We start from the raw sequence: 20,512 nt of genomic DNA on the forward strand, positions 1-20,512 counted from the left end.
GTTTCAAAAAAATTCAAAAAAATTAGATTGTCCAAGATGGAAAGCCTGCGGACACTGAACTACAGCATTTACGCTGTTGGTTTGGTGTCCGTTTTTATTTGTTTAAAAGGAGGACGTTTTATGAATCGAAAAGAAATTGAAAATCTAATCAATAGCTATCATTGGATGGTGAAAGAGGTTCGTCGTTTGCAGAGGGTACTCTATGGTTCAGTAATTCCAATGAAGAATTGGGGGGTTGCTCAATATGGATTAGAAGCTACTATGCCAAAAGGAAGTCCTGGGAAGAGTCAGGCTGAATTGCGGCAAATGGATATGAGAGAGGAACGTCTTTTCAAGCGTCTTAAGTATTATGAAGAGCGAGTATATGCAGTGGAGTTAGGGGCTGAAAAAATCAAAGGAGAGCAACACAAAGTTATTTATGATTGCATGATGGAGGGGATGAGCTACCGTGCTATTGGTCTTCACCTTGGCATTTCACGGGAAACTGTTCGCAAAATGAAAGACGAGTTGATCAGTCAATTATGCCAAGATTGCCACTTTGAGCGTTTGTTGAATCTGAAAAAATCTGTAGTGTAAAATGGGAGGCAGGTCGGCGCGGATCATTTAATCATTCGCGTTAGGAATAAATTAAAAAACAAAAAACCTCTCTCCTAACGGAGAAAGGCATTAGCGATTGCAATCAAAATTGCGACTGCAAACTCCCGGGAAATTTTGATGTGGATTTCCATAACCACACCCCCCTCTAGGCGAGTAAGGATTTCGACTTGTTCGGATTAACCGTGAGAGCCGCGCTCACCTAGCTTACAAAAGCTTGAAATAATTTTAATATAAAAAAAGGATCTGTGTAATGCGTAATCGTTCGACAAATTCTGCAAAATGTTCTTTGTCGAAACCTTTTGCCGATATTAAGGTGGGAGGTGAAAACGTGACAAGAACAATTAATGTTAATCAGCAACATTTGTTAGAACAGTTAGCAGGCGGAGTCAATGCACAATAGAAGCTCTAATTGATATTCTCATCGATAAAAAGGTATTTACTGAAGAAGAATTCGTTAAGTATCAAATGCATCATTTAGAACAATCAGCAGATGAGCACTCTGCGGAGCTTTTAGGTATCAGTAAAGAAGATTACATAAAGAGCAGAAAATAATTAAGCATCCTTTTAGGGTGCTTTTTTTGTTCGACAAATTTTGCAGAAGGTTTTTCTGTTAGGCTCTTTCGCCGATAATAAGATGGGGGGAGATAATGTTGAATTTTGAATCAAAGTATTTGGTTAGATGGGGATTACCGGGTTGGGTGTTTATGATATTTATAACATTGTTGTTCGTAATAAACGAACCAAGTTACATAATCCAAGTTCTCAAATATAAGGGCTTCTCACTTGTAGGGTTTACTGCTCTAGCTGCAGCACTAGGAATAATCTTAGGGCATATCATTCATCAAGTTAGTTTGTTTTTTTGGTTTGTTATTCCTGAATACAGAAAAAGAAAATGGCTAATTTATTTTGACAAGGAATTTAAAATAGATAAGCGAATCGTTGAAGAAGAAGAACTAGGTGAAGGAATAAAAAATATATACAGTTATCGTTTAGGGCAACTTCATGCAAGAAGAGGCTTACTTACAAGTTTGATGTTGTCTTTTTTTACTATAACAATTTTTTGTTGTCTTGATACGGACTTACTTAACGGAAAGACACTAACACTTGGCTTTATAAACGGTGTACTAATAATGATCATGGTGATAAATTATCATTATTTTGACAGAAACCTAGAGTATTTTATGGATAGAGTAAAAGAGTTTGAAAATAAAAGTAATTCCGCTGATGATTTGCATCGATCTAATAATGACAATCAATAGGCACCTTTTTACTAAGGTGTCTTTTAATATTCTCAGCAAACTGCTTCCGTTAAGCCTTAGGATAAACACTTGGCGGTTAACAGCTTGAGCGCGGTGGCGGTTTAGAGAGAATATTATTTTCAAAACAACTCAATTCAAAAGGAGGCGGCGGTGGATGTAGATGATTGAAAAGCACATACAGGCGTATAAAGATTACCTCAAAGGTTTGAAATACAAGGACCTTGCTGAGAAATACGGGGTGTCTGTTAACACAATCAAATCGTGGAAACAGCGGCATGGTTGGCAAAGAAAAAAGGGTGCACCTTTCAAGAAAAGTGTGCACACAAAAAAAGTAGGTGCACCACTCGGTAACAAGAATGCGTTAGGTAATAAAGGGGGCCCACCACTAAGAAATCAAAACGCTGTGACTCATGGATTCTTCTCAAAGTTCCTGCCAGAAGAAACACTATCCATCATGGAAGGGATTCAAGAACGTTCACCTGTCGATATGATATGGGATCAGATACAGATCCAATATGCCGCAATTATAAGGGCACAAAAAATCATGTTCGTTTCTGATAAGGGAGAAATGATTAAGGAACTAAAAAAGAAAAAGTCTGTCCTATCTGAGACTAACGAAGTCGAAGAGGAAGAATACGAATTCCAATTTTCTTGGGATCGTCATGCAACGTTCTTAAATGCTCAATCTCGGGCAATGGCAGAACTCAGGAACCTAATTAAACAGTTTGATGAGTTAGCTCATGCAGAAGACGAACGACGCCTTAAATTGGAGCATATGCGTTTAAGTATAGACAAGAAAAAACTAGAAATTGAAGAACTTACAGAAGAAGATAAACCTTTTGAGATCACCATTGTGAACAAAGGTGATGACAGTGATTAAACAAGTAAATCCTCATTTTAAAGAATTTCTTTTTGACTGGAATCAAAAGTTTCAGTTTCTTGTTGGTGGTTATGGGTCATCCAAAAGTTATCATGTTGCTTTGAAGATTGTTCTGAAATTGCTTAAAGAAAAACGGACTGCACTCGTTATCAGAGAAGTGTATGACACACATAGGGACTCAACATTTTCACTTTTTGATGAACTTGTAAGTGATCTGAAATTAGATCATATCGTTAGGTGTGTATCTTCGCCCATGCAGATTCGATTTTCAAATGGCAGCCGCATCATCTTTAAAGGGATGGATAAGCCAGCCAAACTGAAATCAATCAATAATATTTCACTCATTTGGATTGAGGAATGTTCAGAAGTGAAGTATGAAGGATTCAAGGAGCTGTTAGGACGTCTTCGTCACCCGACTTTGCCGCTCCACATGATACTCTCAACAAATCCAGTCGGAGAGGACAATTGGACTTTTAAACATTTCTTTAAAGATGATCGAGAGAAGCGGTTTGTACTGGATGATAAAGAGCTATACGAAAAGCGTACTGTCGTAATTAACGACACCTATTATCATCACTCAACGGCAGATGATAATCTTTTCCTGCCAGAAAGCTATGTCCAGCAACTTGAAGAATTGAAGGAATACGATCCAGACCTTTACCGAATTGCACGGAAAGGTCATTTTGGTGTGAATGGAATTCGGGTTCTGCCGCAGTTTGAAGAATGGCCTCATGAAGAGGTTATGACTGCAATCTCTAATATTAACCGTCCACTTAAACGAATTGGAATGGACTTTGGTTTTGTTGAGTCGTATAACGCCGTCGTTAGGGTTGCTGTTGATCCTGAAAAGAAATACCTCTATATCTACTGGGAGTATTACAAAAATGGATTAACTGACGATAAGACAGCCGAAGAACTCAAGGAATTTGCAGAGACTAAGGAATTAATCAAGGCAGATTCAGCAGAGCCAAAGACAATCCGTTATTTTCAACAACACGGTTTCAATATGGTGGGGGCCCGTAAGTACCAAGGATCACGCCTCCAATACACAAAGAAGATCAAACGGTTCAAGAAGATCATTTGCTCTGACCGTTGCAAGAACACGATTTATGAACTTAAAACGCTCACTTATGCTACCGATAAGCTGGGGAACATCTTAGAAGACGAGTTCACCATAGACCCGCATACACTGTCAGCTATCTGGTACGCTCTCGATGATTATGAGGTAACCGATTTGAAAGAAGAATCAAAAGGAAGACCGCAAAGATCAAGACCGGGAAGGAGGTAGAGCATGTCAAAACAATCTGTTAAAGCAAGAGTGATTAAAGCTTCTCCACCTACTGAATCAACGAAACAAATTTATGAAGATGAATTTGCGGACACTTATGACAGCAATATTTTGCCACCCCCGTATAACCTAAAAGAATTAAAGATGATTGCTGAGTATTCAACGATCTTACAGCAATGTGTTGATGCCTACAGGACAAATATTGTGGGCTTTGGATTTGATTTTGAGTACTCGTTTGATGTGAATTCGCCAGATGTGACAAACAAAGAAAAAACAGAAGCTGAAAATGAATGGACAAAGCTTGAAGAGTTCATTAAATATCTCCATTTTGATGAGTCAGCTGAGACTTTACTGGGTTTTGTTATTGAAGACCGAGAAAAGACGGGCAATGGCTTTATTGAGGTCATTCGAAACGGTGAAAATAAACCAGCTGGTATTGAATATATGGATGTTCAAAATGTTCGGGTTTGCAAACTGTCTGACCCAATTGAAGTTGATTTTACATACTTCGAACAAGGACAAATGAAATCGATCAAAAGAGAAAAACGATTTCGTAAGTATGTTCAGATGATTGATGGTCGTATAGTTTACTTTAAAGAGTATGGTGATCCTCGTACTTTAAATTTAGAGACGGGTCAATATGATGAACAGACTCCATTCGAAAAACGAGCAAATGAAGTGGTTCACTTCAAAATTGGAAGCGGTACTTATGGAAAACCGCGATGGATTGGCCATATTGTTAATCTGTATGGAGCTCGTAAAGCAGAAGAGCTGAACTTCATGTATTTCAAACAAGGAAGACATATTCCCGCTGCCATTACAATTGAAAACGGAATGTTGTCAGAGGATTCATACACACAATTGCAGGATTACATGAATGGTCTTGAAGGAGTGGAGAACGCACATAAGTTTCTTTTACTTGAAGCGGAAGGCATAGCGAAGGGAAAAAACATTCATGGTGATGAAGAGATTGCTCCAGTGAAAGTCGATATTAAGTCACTTACTGAAATCCTTCAAGAAGATGCTCTGTTTCTTGAATATGACCAAAAGAGCCGAGATAAAATTAGATCGGCTTTTCGTTTGCCTCCACTTTATACTGGTGAAGCTCAAGATTACAACAGAGCGACTGCAGATACAGCAAGAAAGATTACTGAGGAACAAGTCTTTCAGCCTGAACGAAAGTTAATCACAGGTAAACTGAACGCTTTATTTCTAAATGATCTTGAGATTCATAAGGTTCGTCTTCAGTTAAAGGGACCTGACTTTAGAGATCCACTTGAGATTGCTAAGGTTCTAACACCGTTTATAACAGCTGGTGCAGTTTCTCCGAATGATCTACGTGATTTAGCTGGGAGAGTTCTTGGTAAGACGCTTGAGGAATGGCCTGAAGAAGAATATAACAGGCCGCTTGGTAAGAATAGTACTGAGTCCGCTTCCGATCCTTTGGCTGCGCTGTTTAAATCTAGAACCGGTACTCCTGATATGATTGGGTTATTAAAAGATATGCGGGATGTTCTGGAGGATCTGAAGAGATGAACAAAACGGATAAGCTGTTGGAAAGTCTAAACGTATTCATTCAAAAAGCCGAGGAAAATCAGTATAAGCAATTGGGGGAGATGGTACCTGACTTTCCTGGCAAATCTAATATACCCAAGTATGTGGAGGAATATGAAAAAGGCATCGCTAGATTATTCAGGCGCCAGCGTAAGAAGTTTTCAGATGGTCTTAAAGGTTTTGTAAGCAAAGAATCAAAAGAGACGTTAGAAGCCCTTTTAGTGTTTTTTACTCAGAACCTTTTGGCTGTGGATGATTTCGAAGAAGAATTTCAGGAACTGACTGAGGGATTCCTGCAACAGACTATTGAAGAGCTGGCTGAAGTAATCATGGATTCAATAGATCCAGAGGTGCCTTTTAAAGTCTTATCCAATCGTACGATTAATTGGATTAAGGATTGGTCAAAGAAGTTGGCTGAGATCATGAAGCTGAATACACATGAAGCGGTGGAAAACGTACTGACTGATGCTATCGAGAACGGATCATCTATACAGGACATTGAATTGACTCTCAAAGAAATGCCTCAATTTGATAGAGAGCGGGCCCGTACCACAGCCATTACTGAAGTGCTTGCCGCTTCCTCTGTCGCTCAGCATGAATCTTATGCGCAATCGCCGGCAGTAAAGAAAAAGAAATGGCGGCACAGCGGTGGGAAGAAGAACATCCCGCGTGAGAATCATATAGATCTGGATGGCACCGTCATTGGAGTGGATGAAGAATTTCAGATACCAGGTAGCAGCGAAACCTGCATGTTTCCTCGAGATCCTAAACTATCTGCAGGAGAGCGGGTTCATTGCCATTGTGTTTTATCGCCTGTGGTTGATAATGAGATTTTAGGATTGTCAGCTGAGGAAAAAGAAGAGATTCGAAGAGAAGTCTTAGCAAACATGGAATAAAATAGTATAATAACCTCATTATTTGAATGGGGGATTTTTATGACGATACTCTTCAGCTTTTTCTTTTTTTTATATTTACTAGATATTCAAATTCCACTGGCTGAAGTAACTAAGTTGATAACATCTGTTTTAAATTCTAAATTTATTACCAGTGCAATTGCCTCTTGGCCGTTAGCCGCAGTAATCATTGCGTTTGCTTACAAAAAAGGGATACTTCAAATCATTGAAAAAAGAAAAGTCCAACTTACAGCAGGAGGGGGAAACGGTGTTCAGATAGATATTGGTGAAGTTATAGAAACCAAAATAGAAAATATAAAAGAAGCAACTGTTCAGCCTGCCAATGATACGAAACACGTCGATGATACGAAACATGCTAATGATACGAAACATGCTAATGATACGAAACATGCCAATGACGTAAAATTTCCTGAATTATCAATGACTATGGATAATATAGGTTTAGGTTTAACATTCTTTAAAGCCATACAAAGTCCGGTAAAAGCTTTTAGTGAAACATGGGATTCATTCTCAGCAGATTTAAGCAAAACTATAGCGGTTATAAGAGAAAATACCGGATTAACCTTAGAGGGTGATCCCCTGCATGTAATAGATGTTCTGCGTCAAAACAATAAGATTTCGAATGAAACGGCCCAGGCTGTAACACAATTATTTGAAATCTTCCGATTAGCACAAATTAAAGGTGCTTCAGACCAAATGGATAAATATGAATTTGCAGAAAAAGCAAGGGAATATTATACCGTTTGTGTAGTTGTGCTATCAAAATTACGTTCAGAGTTATCAGAATCACTTGCAGCAGACCTTCGATCATGAAGGTCTTTTTATTTTGAAAGGAGGTGAACAATATGCCAAGGGAATTGGTAAATGCAAAAATCACACATGTTTCTTACGTAGACAAGGCTGCTAATCAAAAGCAGTTCTTTTTTATGAAGTCAGAAAAACAGCCGGACTTTCAAAAAGAAGTCAAAGTCATTGCGAAAGAAGCGGACGAACAAAAACTTGTATACGGTATCGTATATGAGCCGGATACAGTAGACGCCCACGGCGATTTCATGACAGCTGCAGAAATCGAAAAAGCCGCTCATGGATTCCTGAAAGATGCCCGAGAAATTGACAAGCAACATGATTTTCAGGGCGGTGTTGGTGAGGTGGTTGAGTCCTATGTCGCACCGGCAGACTTTGAAATGAATGGGGAAGTCATTAAAAAGGGATCATGGGTCCTTGTCACAAAGGCTTCTGAGGAAGTTTGGGAACAAATCAAAAAAGGTGAAATTACCGGTTATTCAATGGCTGGTACTGCTGAGACAATTGAAAAACAAGAAGAAAAGCTCGTTTCTCAAGATAAAACAGATGAGAAAGGGCTTTTTTATTTGCTCAAAAACTTTTTTGTTGGAAAACAACAGCAATCGTATGAAGAGCCGGTTGAAAAGGCGGGCAGAAAGTTTTCTGCTTCAAACCTGCAAGAAATTAAGAATGCTCATGCAGCCCTTGGTAATTTACTGAGTCAGGTAGAAACAACAAAAGGGGAGGAAGAAGAAATGACTTCGGAAGAAGTAACAAAATCCATTCAAGCCGCTTTAGAGCCAATTGAGAAGCGACTCGAAACATTAGAAAAAGAGGAAGAACTTAAAAAGAAAGATAAAGAAAAAACAGAAGAAGAGGTTGAAAAAGAGGGCGAGAAGTTGAAAAAGGCAATTTCAGAAGCTGTTCAACCGCTCGTTGATCGAATTGAAGCAATCGAAAAAAAACGTGGAACATCTAAGCAAACCGAAGAATCGGGTTCTGAACAAGTTCAAAAATCAATCTGGTCAGGGTTGTTTTAATGGATAAGGAGGATACGAATGAGAAATCAAGAGGTTATTAATAAAGCAGAAATGACGCTTTCTACTTTAGAGAGCGGCGGGATTATGAACCCTACTCAAGCTTCAACTTTTATTCGAATGGTTCAAGATACGCCAACTATTTTAAGAGATGCGCGTGTTATTCAAATGGACCATGACACACAGAAAATCGAGAAGATCGGTTTTGGTCAGCGTATTTTAAGGGCAGCCCAAGAGGGAGTTGCGTTAACTAAAGATCAAAAATCAGTTCCATCAACTAGCACAGTTAACTTAAGCACAAAAGAAGTTATTGCTGAAGTTAACATCACTTATGACACACTTGAAAACAACATCGAAAAAAATGGCCTTCAAAATACAATCATGCAAATGATAGCTGAACGTGCTGCGATTGATATTGAAGAGTTGCTTGTAAATGGGGATACATCTTCGTCCGACTCATATCTTGCACAATTAGATGGCATCAGAAAACAAGCTACATCTCATATTGTCGATGCTGCAGGTGAGGAACTGACACGCCAAACATTTAAACGAGGATACAAAGCTGTACCTCCTAAATATTTGCGAATTCCGCAGGAGTTCCGTTTCTATACATCGCCTGGTATTGAGGTTGAATGGAAAGATCGTGTAGCGGATCGTCAAACGAACTTAGGGGATGCAGCTGTTCAAGGTGGTCTTTCTTCTGCGTTTGGTGTTCCGGTCAAAGGTATTGCGAACTTACAACCTTATACGATTGGAGAAGGAGATACAGCCACAGATGTTTCTGATATCATCCTTACTCATCCGAAGAATATTATTCTCGGATTCTCTCGTAACATTCGGATTGAAGTAGATAAGGACATCCGTCGCCGTATGTTTATCATTGTTTTGACAGCGAAATTGGATAGTGTTTTTGAAGAAGAAGACGCAGTAGTCAAGATTGTGAAAGTGAAGGAGTAGGTGGTCTGGCGTGTATACTGCAAAGCTTATTAAAGGCAAGACATACAATGTCATGGGAGTTACCTTTCGGGCAGGTGTCAGTCAAACAGTACCGAAAAGGCTCTATGAGTATTTAAATGAAAATCCATATTTTGTACTAAACCAAGAGCTTAATAATCAAAAGGCTGATCCGATAAATTATACTGAATCGGAATTGAAAGGGATGAATAAAGCAGAGCATGAATCCATTATTTCTAATCTTGGTGGCAATCCGTCTGACTTCAAAAACGCAGATGAAAGAATTGCCTACATCCTTAAGCGAATAGATAACAAAGGGTAGTGACCTATGCTGTTAATCACTCCCTATGAATTAAAGAGTTATTCAGTTTTTGAGTCTGTAAAGACCAGACCTGACGAGTTGTTAAAACAGGATATACTTGAGGCAACTGCCGATATCATTCTTAAAGTTGGACATGATTTTTCAGATGCAGAGTATATTCCTTTGCCTGAAACGGTTCGACTGGCCCTATTAAAGTTGTCTCAGTTTTATGCTCTTATAAATGGCGACGAGTCAATTATTAAAGGATATACAACTGAAAAAATTGGTGACTATTCATATACTCTAGGGGATGGCAGTTCTCTTCAAAAACCTGATGTGTATGCATTAATAAAAGATTATGTGAAACCGGCTGACCCTGATTTAGAAGGGATTGAAGCGAGAGTGCGGATGAGATCAATATGAGTTATCAATCCTTATTGACTCACAGATGTGACATTTACCATCTGCAGGAGAAAAAAGAAAATAGACAGCAAAAATTCGGGGTGCCGGTTGAAGATGTTCAACCGGTTTTTTCGTACCCTGATGAGCCGGACATAGAAAATCAGCCGTGTTATTTTACAGAAAAGAGTCAGTCCATTATCCAACAGGAACCAAATGTAGCTATTTATCAATCATTCCTTGTGCATTTCCCTGCTACTGCTGATATTCGAGTAAATGACAGGACGGTTTGGGATGGTACTGCTTATAAATTACAGAAGCCCCGCAAAGTCAGGAATCATCATTGGGAAGTTACGGCAGTACGGGAGGTTGAATATTTGTGAAGATCAAAGGTCTTGATCAGTTCATTCAGTCATTAAACCGTGCTTCTCGTGGAGAATTGAAAGGGGAATACGAGAAGTGGCTTGAAGCTATGGGTTTTGAGTTCCTAGACATTATTCAAGATGAAATTATCAGGACGAAGACGGTAGACACACGCTGCTTGCTTAATTCCTTTCAGAAAGGTGACCAGGATAATATCTTTTCAATGACAAAAGGCAGCTTAAAGTTGGATGTTGGAACAAATCTGGAATACGCCTCATACGTGAATGACGGGCACTTTACGATCGATCCGTCTAAAAATCAGGATAGACGATGGGTTCCAGGGCGGTGGAAAGGCGACCGTTTCGAATATGAACCTGCCGAAAGAAATTCCGGTATGCTGCTGAAGTTCCAATGGATAGACGGTTCTGGGTTTTGGGATAACGCCATGGCTATATTTCAGTTGATGTTTGAGAGAAGCCTTGAGCGGAAGCTGCAGCAATGGATTGATGAAGAATTTTAAGGTGGTGCTGCCATGAATCAAGAAGTAGGTTCAATTATGAGCTATCTATACAAACTGTATCCTGTTCAAGTGTATGAAGAAGAAATACCGCAGGACTTTGCTGTTCCGTCTCTTTACTTTCCACCGGCTTCCACGGTCGATGGGACGGACACAGTATCTACGTTTCAGAAAGCCTATGTTTTAAACGTGAAACTCTTTCACGAAAATGCACAGAAGGCTCATAACGAAGCGGAACGAATTGCGGATACACTTAGAAGCAATAGGGGCATAATTCCGCTCATGCAGGAATCTGGCGAGGATACGGGGGATTTTATTCGGCTATCTCGAATAGAAACACGGGTGTCAGACGATTACGCGACCATTGTCTTAAACTGGACGAGCCGCTATTGGTATGAGCGGGAAGAACAGCGTTCATTGGATGGTTTTAAATTTAAAAGTGGGGTGAAATGATGGCCGCTAAAAAAGAGAAAGCGGAAAATGCTTTTTATATTAAGGATTTGCGAGAGCACAGTCGAGAGCTCTTTGGGGTAAAACCCGAGGTGTTTGACGGTGCTCTTTTTCATGTTCATAAAACGAGTATTACAAAATCGGAAGCGAAGAAGTTGATTTCTCAGTTTCTTCAAAAGGAGGTCAAATAGATGAACGGCGGAACTTTCACACCTGGCAAGGAAAAAGAGCGTGCCGGTATTTACTTTAACTTCAAAACGACCGCGGAGAACCGTGTTTCTGCCGGAGAACGCGGGACAGTTGCGCTGCCGATAGCATCCAGCTGGGGTGAAGTTAAGAAATTCATTTCTATCTCTTCAATCGAGGATTTGAATAAAAAAGTGGGGCTTAACATCGATGATCCGTCTCTTTTGCTTTTACGTGAGGCAATGAAAAAGGCAAGTACAGTCTTGCTTTATCGTCTGACGGAAGGTCTTCGTGCTTCAGCAGACATTAGTGAAGGTGTAAAAGCTACTGCTCTTTATGGCGGCACTAAAGGAAATGACATCATTATCAGCATCACGGAGAATGTTATTGACTCTTCGAAAGTTGATGTCACTACCTACCTTGATCAGTCAGAAGTTGATAAACAAACAGTTTCTAAAGCTGAAGAGCTTAAACAAAATAACTATGTCACGTTTACGGGGAAAGGGGATTTAACAGTCACTATTCCGTTAACCGGTACGGCCCCTGAAGACGTCAGCGGTGCTCTCCCGGCATCTTCCGGAATCCGCTTGTCAGGTGGAACAGACAAAACACCGACAAATGCCGATTATACAGCTTTCTTGGAAGCGACTGAAACGGAATACTTTGACACAATCGCACTGCCTGTAGAGGATAACGAGCAATTAAAAGCAACGTTTGTTGCGTTTATCAAACGGCTGAGAGACAACCAAGGGCAAAAAGTTCAAGGTGTTCTTTCAAATTACAAGGGAGACCATGAGGGTATTATCAATGTAACTGGTGGTGTCCTGCTTGAAGATGGAACGGAGATCCCTCCTGAAAAAGCTACTGCTTGGGTTGCAGGCGCAAGTGCTGGGGCTACATTTAATCAATCACTTACATTTGTAGAATACGAGGGAGCTGTAGATGTCCTTAACCGAATTGACAACGACGAAATCGTTGAACGATTGTCAAATGGGGAATTCTTGTTTACTTATGATTCTCGTGATAAATCAGTAGCGGTTGAAAAGGACATTAATTCACTCACAAGCCTAACAGCAGAGAAAAATAAGATGTTCCAGAAAAACAAAATTGTCCGTGTACTTGATGCAATCAATAATGACCTGACATCTCAATTAAAAGCATTGATCAAGTCTCGCAAAGCAAGCGGCAGTGACGTTCCCGCTACAAATGACGGACTGCAGTTTGTAAAAACGCTGATTACTCAATACTTGAGTGTACTTCAAGATAACGGGGGAATTACTGATTTTGATTCAGAGAATGACATTACAATTGCTCTGAATAACGATCGTGACGGCTTCCTGATTGATCTTGCAGTTCAACCGGTGGATGCAGCTGAAAAATTCTACTTTAATGTTGAGGTGAAATAAGAATGGCATTAAAAGCGCAAAATACCATCTCGGGTAAAGAGGGCAGGCTGTTTCTTGATGGAGAAGAAATGGCTCATATCAAAACGTTTGAAGCCAATGTGGAGAAAAATAAATCCGAGGTAAATATCATGGGCCGTAGGATGACGGGGCACAAAACGACTGGAGCAAATGGAACGGGAACAGCCACTTTTTATAAAGTGACATCTCAATTTGTTCTTATTATGATGGACTATGTGAAAAAGGGAAGCGATCCTTACTTCACTTTACAAGCTGTACTGGATGACGCCTCTTCAGGACGTGGCACTGAGCGTGTCACCTTGTATGATGTGAACTTCGACTCTGCGAAAATCGCCGGGCTGGATGTTGATTCTGAAGCATTGGAAGAAGAAGTGCCGTTTACCTTTGAGGATTTTGATGTGCCTGAACAGTTAAAATCCACATTCTAATCACTTTCACGAAAAATCGTGAAACCATCCCGAGATATTCACGAAAAATCGCCGAACTTTAACGAAGAAATTCACGAAAAATCGTGAACTCTCACGAGATATTCACGAAAAAATGTGGTAAGATTACTTTAGAAGTAATCCAACTGAACAAGTTTCAAATAGAAACATGTATTTCTTTCAAAAGAAATGCATAAAATAAAAAAATACCGGAGTGCGGCAACACCCCGGCCTGTACAAATGTTGGCTCCTCATTGGAGCGCTGGCTATGAAGGTACGTATGGACCTACCCTAGAAGTTTCTCAGGCCTCAAAGGGTGGTCTATTTCTTTTTGTCTATATACGTCAACAAGGCGAGAATAAACATTCCCGTTCCAAGCATTAAACTAAGCGCTTGAAATGTCGACATAGGCGTCACCCCCTTTCAGGGGATTTAGCCAGCAGACCACCTTTGAGTTAGCCGTGCAAATGTACAGGAATAATTATACACTAGACAACCATTTTTGTGGTTGTCTTTTTTGTTAGCATGAGCAGTGATAGCAACACCAAACAATGGAAAAAATTGTGTGATGTATTTTTTGTAATGCATTTCAATTCTCTTGAAAAATTTTAGAGGAAACACCTATAATCTAGGGAAAACTAGTAGAATCTAAGAAAATCTAAAACATTACCACTTGATAACGCTGTGGTAAAGTGGTTAAAATAGTATTATCAATACTATTGCAAAGGTATTCATGAATACCGGTGTAATGCATTTCATTCTTGGTTTTCGTGTATTTCTTTCACAAGAAATGCATAAAATAAAAAAGTTAGAGTGCTGCAACACTCTAACTTTAGAAGCTACCTAGCCAAATTTCACTAAGACACTTCGGTGTCTTTTTTTCTATGAGTCAGTATGAACGTAACTAGGGTTAAGACCCAGATCATGATGTTGCCTATTAACCCAGCAAAGTTTATCATGACCATTAGTACTTCATATGTCGTCATTTTTATCACCTCCCCTTAACATTTAAGGGCAAACAAACCTGTGGGAGGCGGTAGCTTCAAAAATCTATTATACATGAATTATATGGAAAGCACATTCAAAAAGTATGAATGTGCTTTTTTTATTGTCCAAAACTAAAATAAAGGAGTTAATAAAAAATGAGCAAAAAAACATACGATCTTTCATTCTTTATGCCAGGACAATCCATTGAAGCGGAAGAAGTAAAAGTGCCGATTTCTAAACGGTTTGTAGACAAAGAGGGCAACGTTGTTCCATTCATTTTCAAAGCAATTACGACTGAACGAATTGACGAACTTGAGAAAGAGAACACCACTTACAAAAATGTAAAAGGCCGCGGTCGCGTAAAGGACTTGGACAGCCAACGCTTTTATGCTCGTATTGCGGTTGAAACGACTGTTTATCCGAACTTTAAAGCTAAGGAACTACGTGAGGCTTACAAAACAGAAGATCCAGTGGAAGTCGCCAAACGTGTTCTTTCAGTCGGCGGTGAGTATGCGAACTGGCTAAACAAAGCAATTGAAATCAACGGTTTTGATGATGATCTCGAAGACCTTGAAGAAACAGCAAAAAACTAGTAAAAGACGGGGACAAAGAGGCTGTATATCTTTATTACGCGATGCATGAGCTCAAATACGCCCCGTCAGAATTAAGAGAACTATATGAGGCTCCGAAAGAATTCAAGGCGCTCTTATATGGGTTAATCGGTTATAAGCTTGAGCTGTTAGAAAAAGAAGTGAAGAAGGGAGGTAATTAACTATGGCTAAACTAACAGCTACGTTTGAATTACATGATAAGATTTCCCGCAAGCTTCGAATGATACAAGGCAATGCTGAAAGACTTAAGAGGGCTACTAATGGTCCTCTTATTTTTGATGCTGAAGATCGGACTGAGAGAGTTATGCAGCGAATTGACCGATCAGCCAACCGTTTGACGGCTCGGGCTCGATCGATTGAAGTGGATCTAGATGATCGAGCTTCAAATGGCTTACATTCTATACGCCAGCAAGCTGAGGATCTTACCGAGGGCAGCCATGAGGTGACAGTTTCCGTAAATGATCAAGCTACACCACGTTTTCGTTTGATCCGTGGAGGTCTCTCTGATTTGAATCGCTCGCACGCTGAGCCAACTGTTTCAGTTCGTGATCATGCTTCAAACCAATTAGATGAGATCCATCGTCATGTGTCCGATGTAGACGGCGAACATGCTGAGCCAACTGTTTCTATTAAGGATAGAGCTTCAGCGGCTCTGGATGCAATTGAAGCGAAAATAGACAGCTTGAAGGATGCTACCATTACTCTGGCAGTTGCAGGCGGTTTTTCTGCAGGTTCAATTATGGGTTCTGGTAAGAGTACAATGTCTCAGGATGCTTATGTGTCAGCAACTTCAAACGTTAATAAGAAAGATGTTGCAAGAATGACGGATCAGATCTATTTCAACAATAAAGCGGGCAGTTCTCGTGAAGAAGTCAGTTTATCTTTGAGAAACTTATCACAACAGACAGGGGCGTCTAAAAAAGCTCTGGCTGATTTGACTGAGTCGTCAAGTAAGATTGCCCAGCTTATGAATGCTGATCAGGCAGAGGTAGATCGTGCTTTTAGTTCGATGTATAACAACTTGAAATTGTCTGGGAAACAAAGCGGAGACTTAATTGCTTATGTATATCGGAATGCCGGTGACCAAGCTGACGATTTATTGGACACGATGAATGAATACAGTTCCACCTTTAAAGACTTGAAGCTCACAGGCGGCCAAATTGCAAACGCCATGATAAAAGGAACAAAGGGTGGCGCCAGAAACTTCGATAACCTAGCCGATAGTATGCGTGAGTTTAACATCCGCCGAACCGAAATGTCTGATAGCCAAGTGGACGCATTTAAAACGCTGTTCGGAGCCAAGGAAACTAAGAAAATGTTCAAGGGCTTCAAAGATGGTTCAATAAGCGGAGAGGAAAGTTTATTTAGGGTGGCAAAAGCCCTTTCTAAAGTGAAAGATAAAACAAATCGGGCTGCTATTGCAACTGAGCTTATTGGAACACAATACGAAGACCTTAAGCAGCCTATTTTAGATATGGCTGAGGGTATTGGTACAAGTGCTAAAACAAGCGGTGAATTAGAACGTAGCTTTACGAAACTTCGGGATAATAACCCGATGACACCGGTTAATGATGCCATGAGAGATTTTGAAAGCATATCTAAGGATATGGGAACCTCTCTGCTAACTGGATTAGGACCGGCCTTTGATAAAATCAGTTCGTTCATTAATAGTAAAGAAGGTCAGGAAAAACTTAAAGAGATCAAAAAAGATATTGCCGATCTTGGTAAGGAGATAGGTGATAAGTTAAACGTAGCTATTGAGTGGAGCGTCAACCATTGGGATGATTTGAAAACAGCGATTAAAGTTGTGATCCCTTCTTTAATTGGATTGATTGGTTATTTGAAAATACTCCGTCCGTTGTTAAAAGGCATAGGTACTGTCGGAAGTGATGCAGCAGGCGTAATCCGAAAGTTAATTCCAAAACGTACTCCTGAAGCTGGCACTAATACGAAAAGTGAAAGGAGGAACAGAAACAGTAATCGTAATGCCAGCACAAGGAGCAGAGAATCCAAAACTGCCACAGGTCCAACGAGTTTACCTCGAAGCGGCAGCTTAACATGTTGCTGTTGTAGCGATGGAGGTAAAAATGATCGCATTCGTAGAAGACGAGGGAAAAGAGTTTTAGGTCGACGCGGTAATTCAACCCGAATGAACCCTTCTGACAGATCAATTACTGTGTCATCTGAACGGTTGGAGAGAAGGCGTTCCGGTAGAACTGTAGGTACTAATCCAACCAGAGATTCAAGATCAGCAATAATCACTACGAGATCGGAGCTATACTCAGCTGGTAGAGCTGCAGGCGGTACATCGAAGTTCGGGAAAGTCTTAAGTCCTCTGAAAAGTGTTGGCAAGTTTGCAAAGGGAGTCCCTCTATTAGGAACAGCTTTAGCGGCAACAGATTTAATTGGGATGAATAAAGACAATGTTGGTGAAAAAATTGGATCAGCTGGCGGTGGTCTTGCTGGAGCGGCTACAGGAGCAGCTATTGGCAGTGTTATTCCAGGAGTGGGAACAGCCATTGGTGGAATAGTTGGTGGTATAGCAGGCACCATGGGCGGTTCAAGTTTAGGTAAAGCGTTTGATGGTTCAGAAGTAAAAAAGAAACTAGACAGTACATTATTTGATCAAAAATGGTGGTCTGAAAAATGGTTCGGTATTAAGAGTAATGCGAAGACTTCTCTGAATGGGTTAAGTGATACATGGTCTCATGTAAAAGAAAAGGTGAAGTCTACTTTATTTAATAGTGAATGGTGGTCTGAGAAGTGGTCTGGCGTTAAAAGCTGGGCACAGGACAAATGGAATAGTGCATCATCTGTTTGGGAGTCCGTAAAGGGAAAAATAAAATCCACTTTGTTTAGTGAGAAGTGGTGGTCAGGAAAATGGGAAGGCGTAAAAAGTTGGGCTCAAAGTAAATGGGACAGCGCGTCTTCTGTTTGGCAATCAGTTAAAGGAAAGCTGAAATCCACTTTATTTAGCGAGAAATGGTGGTCAGGAAAATGGGAAAGTGTAAAGAGCTGGTCAAAAAATAAATGGGACAATGCTAAATCAATATGGAAAAGTGTTAAGAGTTCCATCTCAGAAACCCTTTTTAGTAAGAAGTGGTGGTCTGAAAAGTGGCAAAATGTAAAGGAATTGGGAAGCAGTATTTTAGGCGGAGTAAAAGAAGTTGGTGGTAAAGTAGCTTCAAGTGCGAAAAAAACTGCTGGTAAAGCGTGGGGATATGTGAAGAGTGGCGTAAACTATTTATTTGGTACGGGAAAAGAAAAGCCAAAGAAACATGCTACTGGTGGTTACATTACGAAGCCAACGATTTCTTGGATTGGTGAAGCTGGTAAAGAATTTGTTATCCCTGTTGAGAATAATAAAGGGCGCGGCAAAATGCTCCTTTCTCAAGCTGCTTCAAAATTAGGGATGAGTGTAGTTGATGATATAGCGTCTGCTTCACCTGCAGGAGGTGAACCAGCAACTTCCCCGCTAATCCGTAGAGCGGCGGTGACTGCTTCTGTATCTCCTATCATTGACACATCCAGTCTTGATGAACAAGCGACTTCATTTGGTCAACAGTTCACTAAAGGCTTTGATCAAGGAATTGGAGAGAATGTTGTTTCTATGGACGCTTGGAAACAGAAAAACGTTGGCCAGCCAATGAACAATTTAATCTCTTATTCTCCGAATTATGGAAAGCAAGTGGTTAATGGCTATGCCAAAGGTCAGAACAGTACTTCAACCGGTACAGATGGCTTCTTGCAGACGAAGGTTAAAACGCCATTTCAGAACACTGTTAATAAATCTTCATCATGGGGAAGCGGAACGGTCAAAGGTTTTGCTTCTGGACAAAATAGTTCACAAACTGGTACTGATCAATACGTCAGCACTCATATTAACAAGCCGTTTATCCGATCTAAAGAATCATCAAACGGCTGGGGAAGCGGTATGATCGGGAATTTTATTTCGGGCATGACTTCTAAGGCAAGTGAAGTCCATGAAGCTGCCAAGGAACTGGCGAAAAAAGTTGAGAAGGCATTTCGTGAAGAGCTTGATATTCATTCACCTTCCCGTGTCATGATGAGTCTCGGTCGTTTTGCCTCTATAGGTATTGTAAAAGGTCTGGATTCTGTTGATGTGAAAAAGTTTGCTGAAAAACAAGCAGGTTCACTGGCTGCTGCTTATTCCGGAATGGGAGCAGTAAGCGGAAATGTGAAGCAATGGCTTATGGCTGCTATCATGGCTACAAAGACGCCGGTGAGCTGGCTCCCAGGGCTGATGACAATTGCTCAGCATGAGTCAGGCGGTAATCCGAAGGCAATCAACTTATGGGATAGTAATGCGAAAGCAGGACATCCATCTCAGGGGCTCATGCAGACAATCCCAAGTACCTTCAACGCACACAAACTGCCGGGCATGAATAATATTCTTAACCCGATACACAACGCTGCTGCTGCGATTAGCTATATCAAAAGCAGATATGGATCAATTAATAATGTACCAGGCATTAGAAGCATGAGGCACGGAGGTCCATATGTTGGCTACGCTAACGGCGGACTTATTACCAAAGAGCAGATTGCACGTGTCGGTGAAGGAAACAAACGGGAATGGATCATTCCAGAGGAGCGAGGCATCCGTGGACGTTATCTGTTAGCACAAGCAGCTAAGGCACTCGGAATGGAAGTCACAGACCCATCTAAAAACGGGCAAACTGAATTATCTTCCGGTCAGGTAACAGTTGCCACAACGGGTCGTAATCAAACAACAGTTACAGCTGCAGGCGGCAAAGAGGTCATTATTCAGTTTAATGGCGATCAGCATTTTCACAATGACCAAGACATGAACAGTCTTGTAGCTAAGATTAAGCAGGCCCTTGTCGATGAGCTTGAACAGGATATCAACATTGGAACGAAGGGAGTCGTTGCTTTTGACTAAATCCATATATGAATTCTGGATTTCACAAGGGAAGGATAAGCTACGGCTTCCTGTCCTTCCTGAACAAATTGATATTTCAAACACAATTCAAAATGAATCAGTAAAAGTGGCTAGTTTTGGGGAGATCACTTTTATTGATAAACCGGGAGCGAAAGAAATTTCGTTCTCTTCTTTTTTTCCAAAGAAACATAGCCCGCTTGCTGAGTATAAAGGATTTCCTTCTCCTGAAAATGCTATTGCAAAGATCGAGAAATGGGTGAAATCTAAAAAGCCGATTCAATTCTTGATTACTGGAACGAAAATTAATTTAACTTGCAGTATCGAGGTTTTTTCTTATAGCGAGGGCCAAAAAGATATAGGTGATCGTGATTATGAAATGAAGCTGAAGGAATACAAAACTGCTTCGCCGCGGAAGATCAAGCAGAAGAAAAAGACGAAGAAGAAACGGCCATCTAAATCAGCTCCTAAAACATACACCGTTAAGAAAGGCGATACACTGTGGGACCTTGCCGGCAAATTTTATGGAGACAGTACAAAATGGCGCAAGATCTGGAACGTCAATAAAAAGGCTATGATCAAACGAAGCAAACGGAATATAAGACAGCCAGGGCACTGGATCTTTCCTGGTCAAAAATTAAAGATACCGCAGTAAGCAGGTGATG

The 20,512-nt window shown here is 40.5% G+C and carries 23 protein-coding genes; 21 read left to right on the forward strand and 2 right to left on the reverse strand.

What is annotated here, in order from left to right; genetic code table 11:
* The first annotated feature begins 120 nt into the window (after positions 1-120).
* The 17 genes from ACQXR1_RS04930 to ACQXR1_RS05010 all read left to right on the forward strand — a co-directional run bounded on the left by ACQXR1_RS04930 (position 121) and on the right by ACQXR1_RS05010 (position 13,334).
* On the forward strand, positions 121-576 hold the full coding sequence (locus ACQXR1_RS04930; protein WP_069703856.1) for a sigma factor-like helix-turn-helix DNA-binding protein: 456 nt from the start codon (positions 121-123) through the stop codon (positions 574-576).
* A gap of 671 nt (positions 577-1,247) precedes the next feature.
* On the forward strand, positions 1,248-1,856 hold the full coding sequence (locus ACQXR1_RS04935; RefSeq protein ID WP_133063222.1) for a hypothetical protein: 609 nt from the start codon (positions 1,248-1,250) through the stop codon (positions 1,854-1,856).
* A 160-nt stretch (positions 1,857-2,016) separates the two neighbouring features.
* On the forward strand, positions 2,017-2,736 hold the full coding sequence (terS, locus tag ACQXR1_RS04940) for a phage terminase small subunit (RefSeq protein WP_103750541.1): 720 nt from the start codon (positions 2,017-2,019) through the stop codon (positions 2,734-2,736).
* Complete coding sequence (locus tag ACQXR1_RS04945; RefSeq protein WP_080286168.1) at positions 2,729-4,024, forward strand: PBSX family phage terminase large subunit; 1,296 nt, start codon at positions 2,729-2,731, stop codon at positions 4,022-4,024. Before terS ends, ACQXR1_RS04945 begins: the two co-directional genes overlap by 8 nt.
* Before the next feature lie 3 nt (positions 4,025-4,027).
* A complete protein-coding gene (locus tag ACQXR1_RS04950) occupies positions 4,028-5,560 on the forward strand; it encodes a phage portal protein (protein WP_128753627.1) in 1,533 nt (510 codons plus the stop codon).
* Entirely contained in the window at positions 5,557-6,474 is a 918-nt protein-coding gene (locus ACQXR1_RS04955) for a phage head morphogenesis protein (protein WP_128753626.1), read from the forward strand. The genes ACQXR1_RS04950 and ACQXR1_RS04955 overlap by 4 nt, the downstream gene beginning before the upstream one ends.
* 39 nt (positions 6,475-6,513) lie before the next feature.
* Positions 6,514-7,305 carry a hypothetical protein gene (locus ACQXR1_RS04960; RefSeq protein WP_430771822.1) on the forward strand — a complete coding sequence of 264 codons (792 nt, stop codon included), beginning with the start codon at positions 6,514-6,516 and terminating at the stop codon, positions 7,303-7,305.
* A 32-nt stretch (positions 7,306-7,337) separates the two neighbouring features.
* On the forward strand, positions 7,338-8,315 hold the full coding sequence (locus tag ACQXR1_RS04965; protein ID WP_128753624.1) for an XkdF-like putative serine protease domain-containing protein: 978 nt from the start codon (positions 7,338-7,340) through the stop codon (positions 8,313-8,315).
* A gap of 18 nt (positions 8,316-8,333) precedes the next feature.
* Complete coding sequence (locus tag ACQXR1_RS04970; RefSeq protein ID WP_430771823.1) at positions 8,334-9,269, forward strand: phage major capsid protein; 936 nt, start codon at positions 8,334-8,336, stop codon at positions 9,267-9,269.
* A gap of 10 nt (positions 9,270-9,279) precedes the next feature.
* Complete coding sequence (locus tag ACQXR1_RS04975; protein ID WP_128753622.1) at positions 9,280-9,588, forward strand: YqbF domain-containing protein; 309 nt, start codon at positions 9,280-9,282, stop codon at positions 9,586-9,588.
* A gap of 6 nt (positions 9,589-9,594) precedes the next feature.
* Positions 9,595-9,990 (forward strand): protein YqbG, encoded by a 396-nt coding sequence (yqbG, locus tag ACQXR1_RS04980; protein ID WP_128753621.1) that lies wholly within the window; start codon positions 9,595-9,597, stop codon positions 9,988-9,990.
* Complete coding sequence (locus tag ACQXR1_RS04985; protein WP_040082438.1) at positions 9,987-10,349, forward strand: YqbH/XkdH family protein; 363 nt, start codon at positions 9,987-9,989, stop codon at positions 10,347-10,349. Before yqbG ends, ACQXR1_RS04985 begins: the two co-directional genes overlap by 4 nt.
* Positions 10,346-10,849: an HK97 gp10 family phage protein gene (locus ACQXR1_RS04990; protein ID WP_430771824.1), complete on the forward strand. Its 504-nt coding sequence runs from the start codon at positions 10,346-10,348 to the stop codon at positions 10,847-10,849. The genes ACQXR1_RS04985 and ACQXR1_RS04990 overlap by 4 nt, the downstream gene beginning before the upstream one ends.
* Before the next feature lie 12 nt (positions 10,850-10,861).
* Positions 10,862-11,299 carry a phage tail terminator family protein gene (locus tag ACQXR1_RS04995; protein WP_208561509.1) on the forward strand — a complete coding sequence of 146 codons (438 nt, stop codon included), beginning with the start codon at positions 10,862-10,864 and terminating at the stop codon, positions 11,297-11,299.
* Positions 11,296-11,487 (forward strand): hypothetical protein, encoded by a 192-nt coding sequence (locus tag ACQXR1_RS05000; protein ID WP_128753618.1) that lies wholly within the window; start codon positions 11,296-11,298, stop codon positions 11,485-11,487. Before ACQXR1_RS04995 ends, ACQXR1_RS05000 begins: the two co-directional genes overlap by 4 nt.
* Positions 11,488-12,888, forward strand: a complete 1,401-nt coding sequence (locus tag ACQXR1_RS05005) for a phage tail sheath family protein (protein ID WP_128753617.1) — start codon at positions 11,488-11,490, stop codon at positions 12,886-12,888. It begins immediately after the preceding gene.
* Positions 12,889-12,890: 2 nt separating this feature from the next.
* Positions 12,891-13,334 carry a phage tail tube protein gene (locus ACQXR1_RS05010; RefSeq protein WP_003229930.1) on the forward strand — a complete coding sequence of 148 codons (444 nt, stop codon included), beginning with the start codon at positions 12,891-12,893 and terminating at the stop codon, positions 13,332-13,334.
* Between the two features lie 318 nt (positions 13,335-13,652).
* On the opposite strand, the gene ACQXR1_RS05015 is transcribed toward ACQXR1_RS05010, so the two are convergent.
* Together ACQXR1_RS05015 and ACQXR1_RS05020 are read right to left on the reverse strand one after the other, a co-directional pair.
* Positions 13,653-13,739 (reverse strand): putative holin-like toxin, encoded by an 87-nt coding sequence (locus ACQXR1_RS05015; protein WP_106610765.1) that lies wholly within the window; start codon positions 13,737-13,739, stop codon positions 13,653-13,655.
* A gap of 449 nt (positions 13,740-14,188) precedes the next feature.
* Positions 14,189-14,317: a putative holin-like toxin gene (locus tag ACQXR1_RS05020; protein ID WP_350308356.1), complete on the reverse strand. Its 129-nt coding sequence runs from the start codon at positions 14,315-14,317 to the stop codon at positions 14,189-14,191.
* Positions 14,318-14,473: 156 nt separating this feature from the next.
* Here ACQXR1_RS05020 and ACQXR1_RS05025 point away from each other — a divergent pair, with 156 nt between their 5' ends.
* The 4 genes from ACQXR1_RS05025 to ACQXR1_RS05040 are packed head-to-tail and all read left to right on the forward strand — an operon-like array spanning position 14,474 to position 20,502.
* Positions 14,474-14,911, forward strand: a complete 438-nt coding sequence (locus ACQXR1_RS05025; protein WP_128753616.1) for a phage tail assembly chaperone — start codon at positions 14,474-14,476, stop codon at positions 14,909-14,911.
* Positions 14,912-14,952: 41 nt separating this feature from the next.
* Complete coding sequence (locus tag ACQXR1_RS05030) at positions 14,953-15,090, forward strand: hypothetical protein (RefSeq protein WP_128753615.1); 138 nt, start codon at positions 14,953-14,955, stop codon at positions 15,088-15,090.
* Positions 15,091-15,092: 2 nt separating this feature from the next.
* On the forward strand, positions 15,093-19,850 hold the full coding sequence (locus tag ACQXR1_RS05035; protein WP_430771825.1) for a phage tail tape measure protein: 4,758 nt from the start codon (positions 15,093-15,095) through the stop codon (positions 19,848-19,850).
* The gene (locus tag ACQXR1_RS05040; RefSeq protein ID WP_430771826.1) at positions 19,843-20,502 is read left to right on the forward strand and encodes a LysM peptidoglycan-binding domain-containing protein; all 660 of its coding nucleotides are present in this window, start codon (positions 19,843-19,845) and stop codon (positions 20,500-20,502) included. Before ACQXR1_RS05035 ends, ACQXR1_RS05040 begins: the two co-directional genes overlap by 8 nt.
* The last annotated feature ends 10 nt before the right edge of the window (positions 20,503-20,512 follow it).

The sequence above is a fragment of the Bacillus sp. ATD genome (assembly GCF_050585765.1).
GTDB lineage: Bacteria > Bacillota > Bacilli > Bacillales > Bacillaceae > Bacillus > Bacillus stercoris.

Coding starts and splice junctions, on each gene's coding strand:
- ACQXR1_RS04930 (WP_069703856.1), top strand. CDS start 121: ATGAATCGAAAAGAAATTGAAAATCTAATCAATAGCTATCATTGGATG.
- terS (WP_103750541.1), top strand. CDS start 2,017: ATGATTGAAAAGCACATACAGGCGTATAAAGATTACCTCAAAGGTTTG.
- ACQXR1_RS04950 (WP_128753627.1), top strand. CDS start 4,028: ATGTCAAAACAATCTGTTAAAGCAAGAGTGATTAAAGCTTCTCCACCT.
- ACQXR1_RS04955 (WP_128753626.1), top strand. CDS start 5,557: ATGAACAAAACGGATAAGCTGTTGGAAAGTCTAAACGTATTCATTCAA.
- ACQXR1_RS04960 (WP_430771822.1), top strand. CDS start 6,514: ATGACGATACTCTTCAGCTTTTTCTTTTTTTTATATTTACTAGATATT.
- ACQXR1_RS04965 (WP_128753624.1), top strand. CDS start 7,338: ATGCCAAGGGAATTGGTAAATGCAAAAATCACACATGTTTCTTACGTA.
- ACQXR1_RS04970 (WP_430771823.1), top strand. CDS start 8,334: ATGAGAAATCAAGAGGTTATTAATAAAGCAGAAATGACGCTTTCTACT.
- yqbG (WP_128753621.1), top strand. CDS start 9,595: ATGCTGTTAATCACTCCCTATGAATTAAAGAGTTATTCAGTTTTTGAG.
- ACQXR1_RS04985 (WP_040082438.1), top strand. CDS start 9,987: ATGAGTTATCAATCCTTATTGACTCACAGATGTGACATTTACCATCTG.
- ACQXR1_RS04995 (WP_208561509.1), top strand. CDS start 10,862: ATGAATCAAGAAGTAGGTTCAATTATGAGCTATCTATACAAACTGTAT.
- ACQXR1_RS05000 (WP_128753618.1), top strand. CDS start 11,296: ATGATGGCCGCTAAAAAAGAGAAAGCGGAAAATGCTTTTTATATTAAG.
- ACQXR1_RS05005 (WP_128753617.1), top strand. CDS start 11,488: ATGAACGGCGGAACTTTCACACCTGGCAAGGAAAAAGAGCGTGCCGGT.
- ACQXR1_RS05010 (WP_003229930.1), top strand. CDS start 12,891: ATGGCATTAAAAGCGCAAAATACCATCTCGGGTAAAGAGGGCAGGCTG.
- ACQXR1_RS05015 (WP_106610765.1), bottom strand. CDS start 13,739: ATGTCGACATTTCAAGCGCTTAGTTTAATGCTTGGAACGGGAATGTTT.
- ACQXR1_RS05020 (WP_350308356.1), bottom strand. CDS start 14,317: ATGACGACATATGAAGTACTAATGGTCATGATAAACTTTGCTGGGTTA.
- ACQXR1_RS05025 (WP_128753616.1), top strand. CDS start 14,474: ATGAGCAAAAAAACATACGATCTTTCATTCTTTATGCCAGGACAATCC.
- ACQXR1_RS05030 (WP_128753615.1), top strand. CDS start 14,953: ATGCATGAGCTCAAATACGCCCCGTCAGAATTAAGAGAACTATATGAG.
- ACQXR1_RS05035 (WP_430771825.1), top strand. CDS start 15,093: ATGGCTAAACTAACAGCTACGTTTGAATTACATGATAAGATTTCCCGC.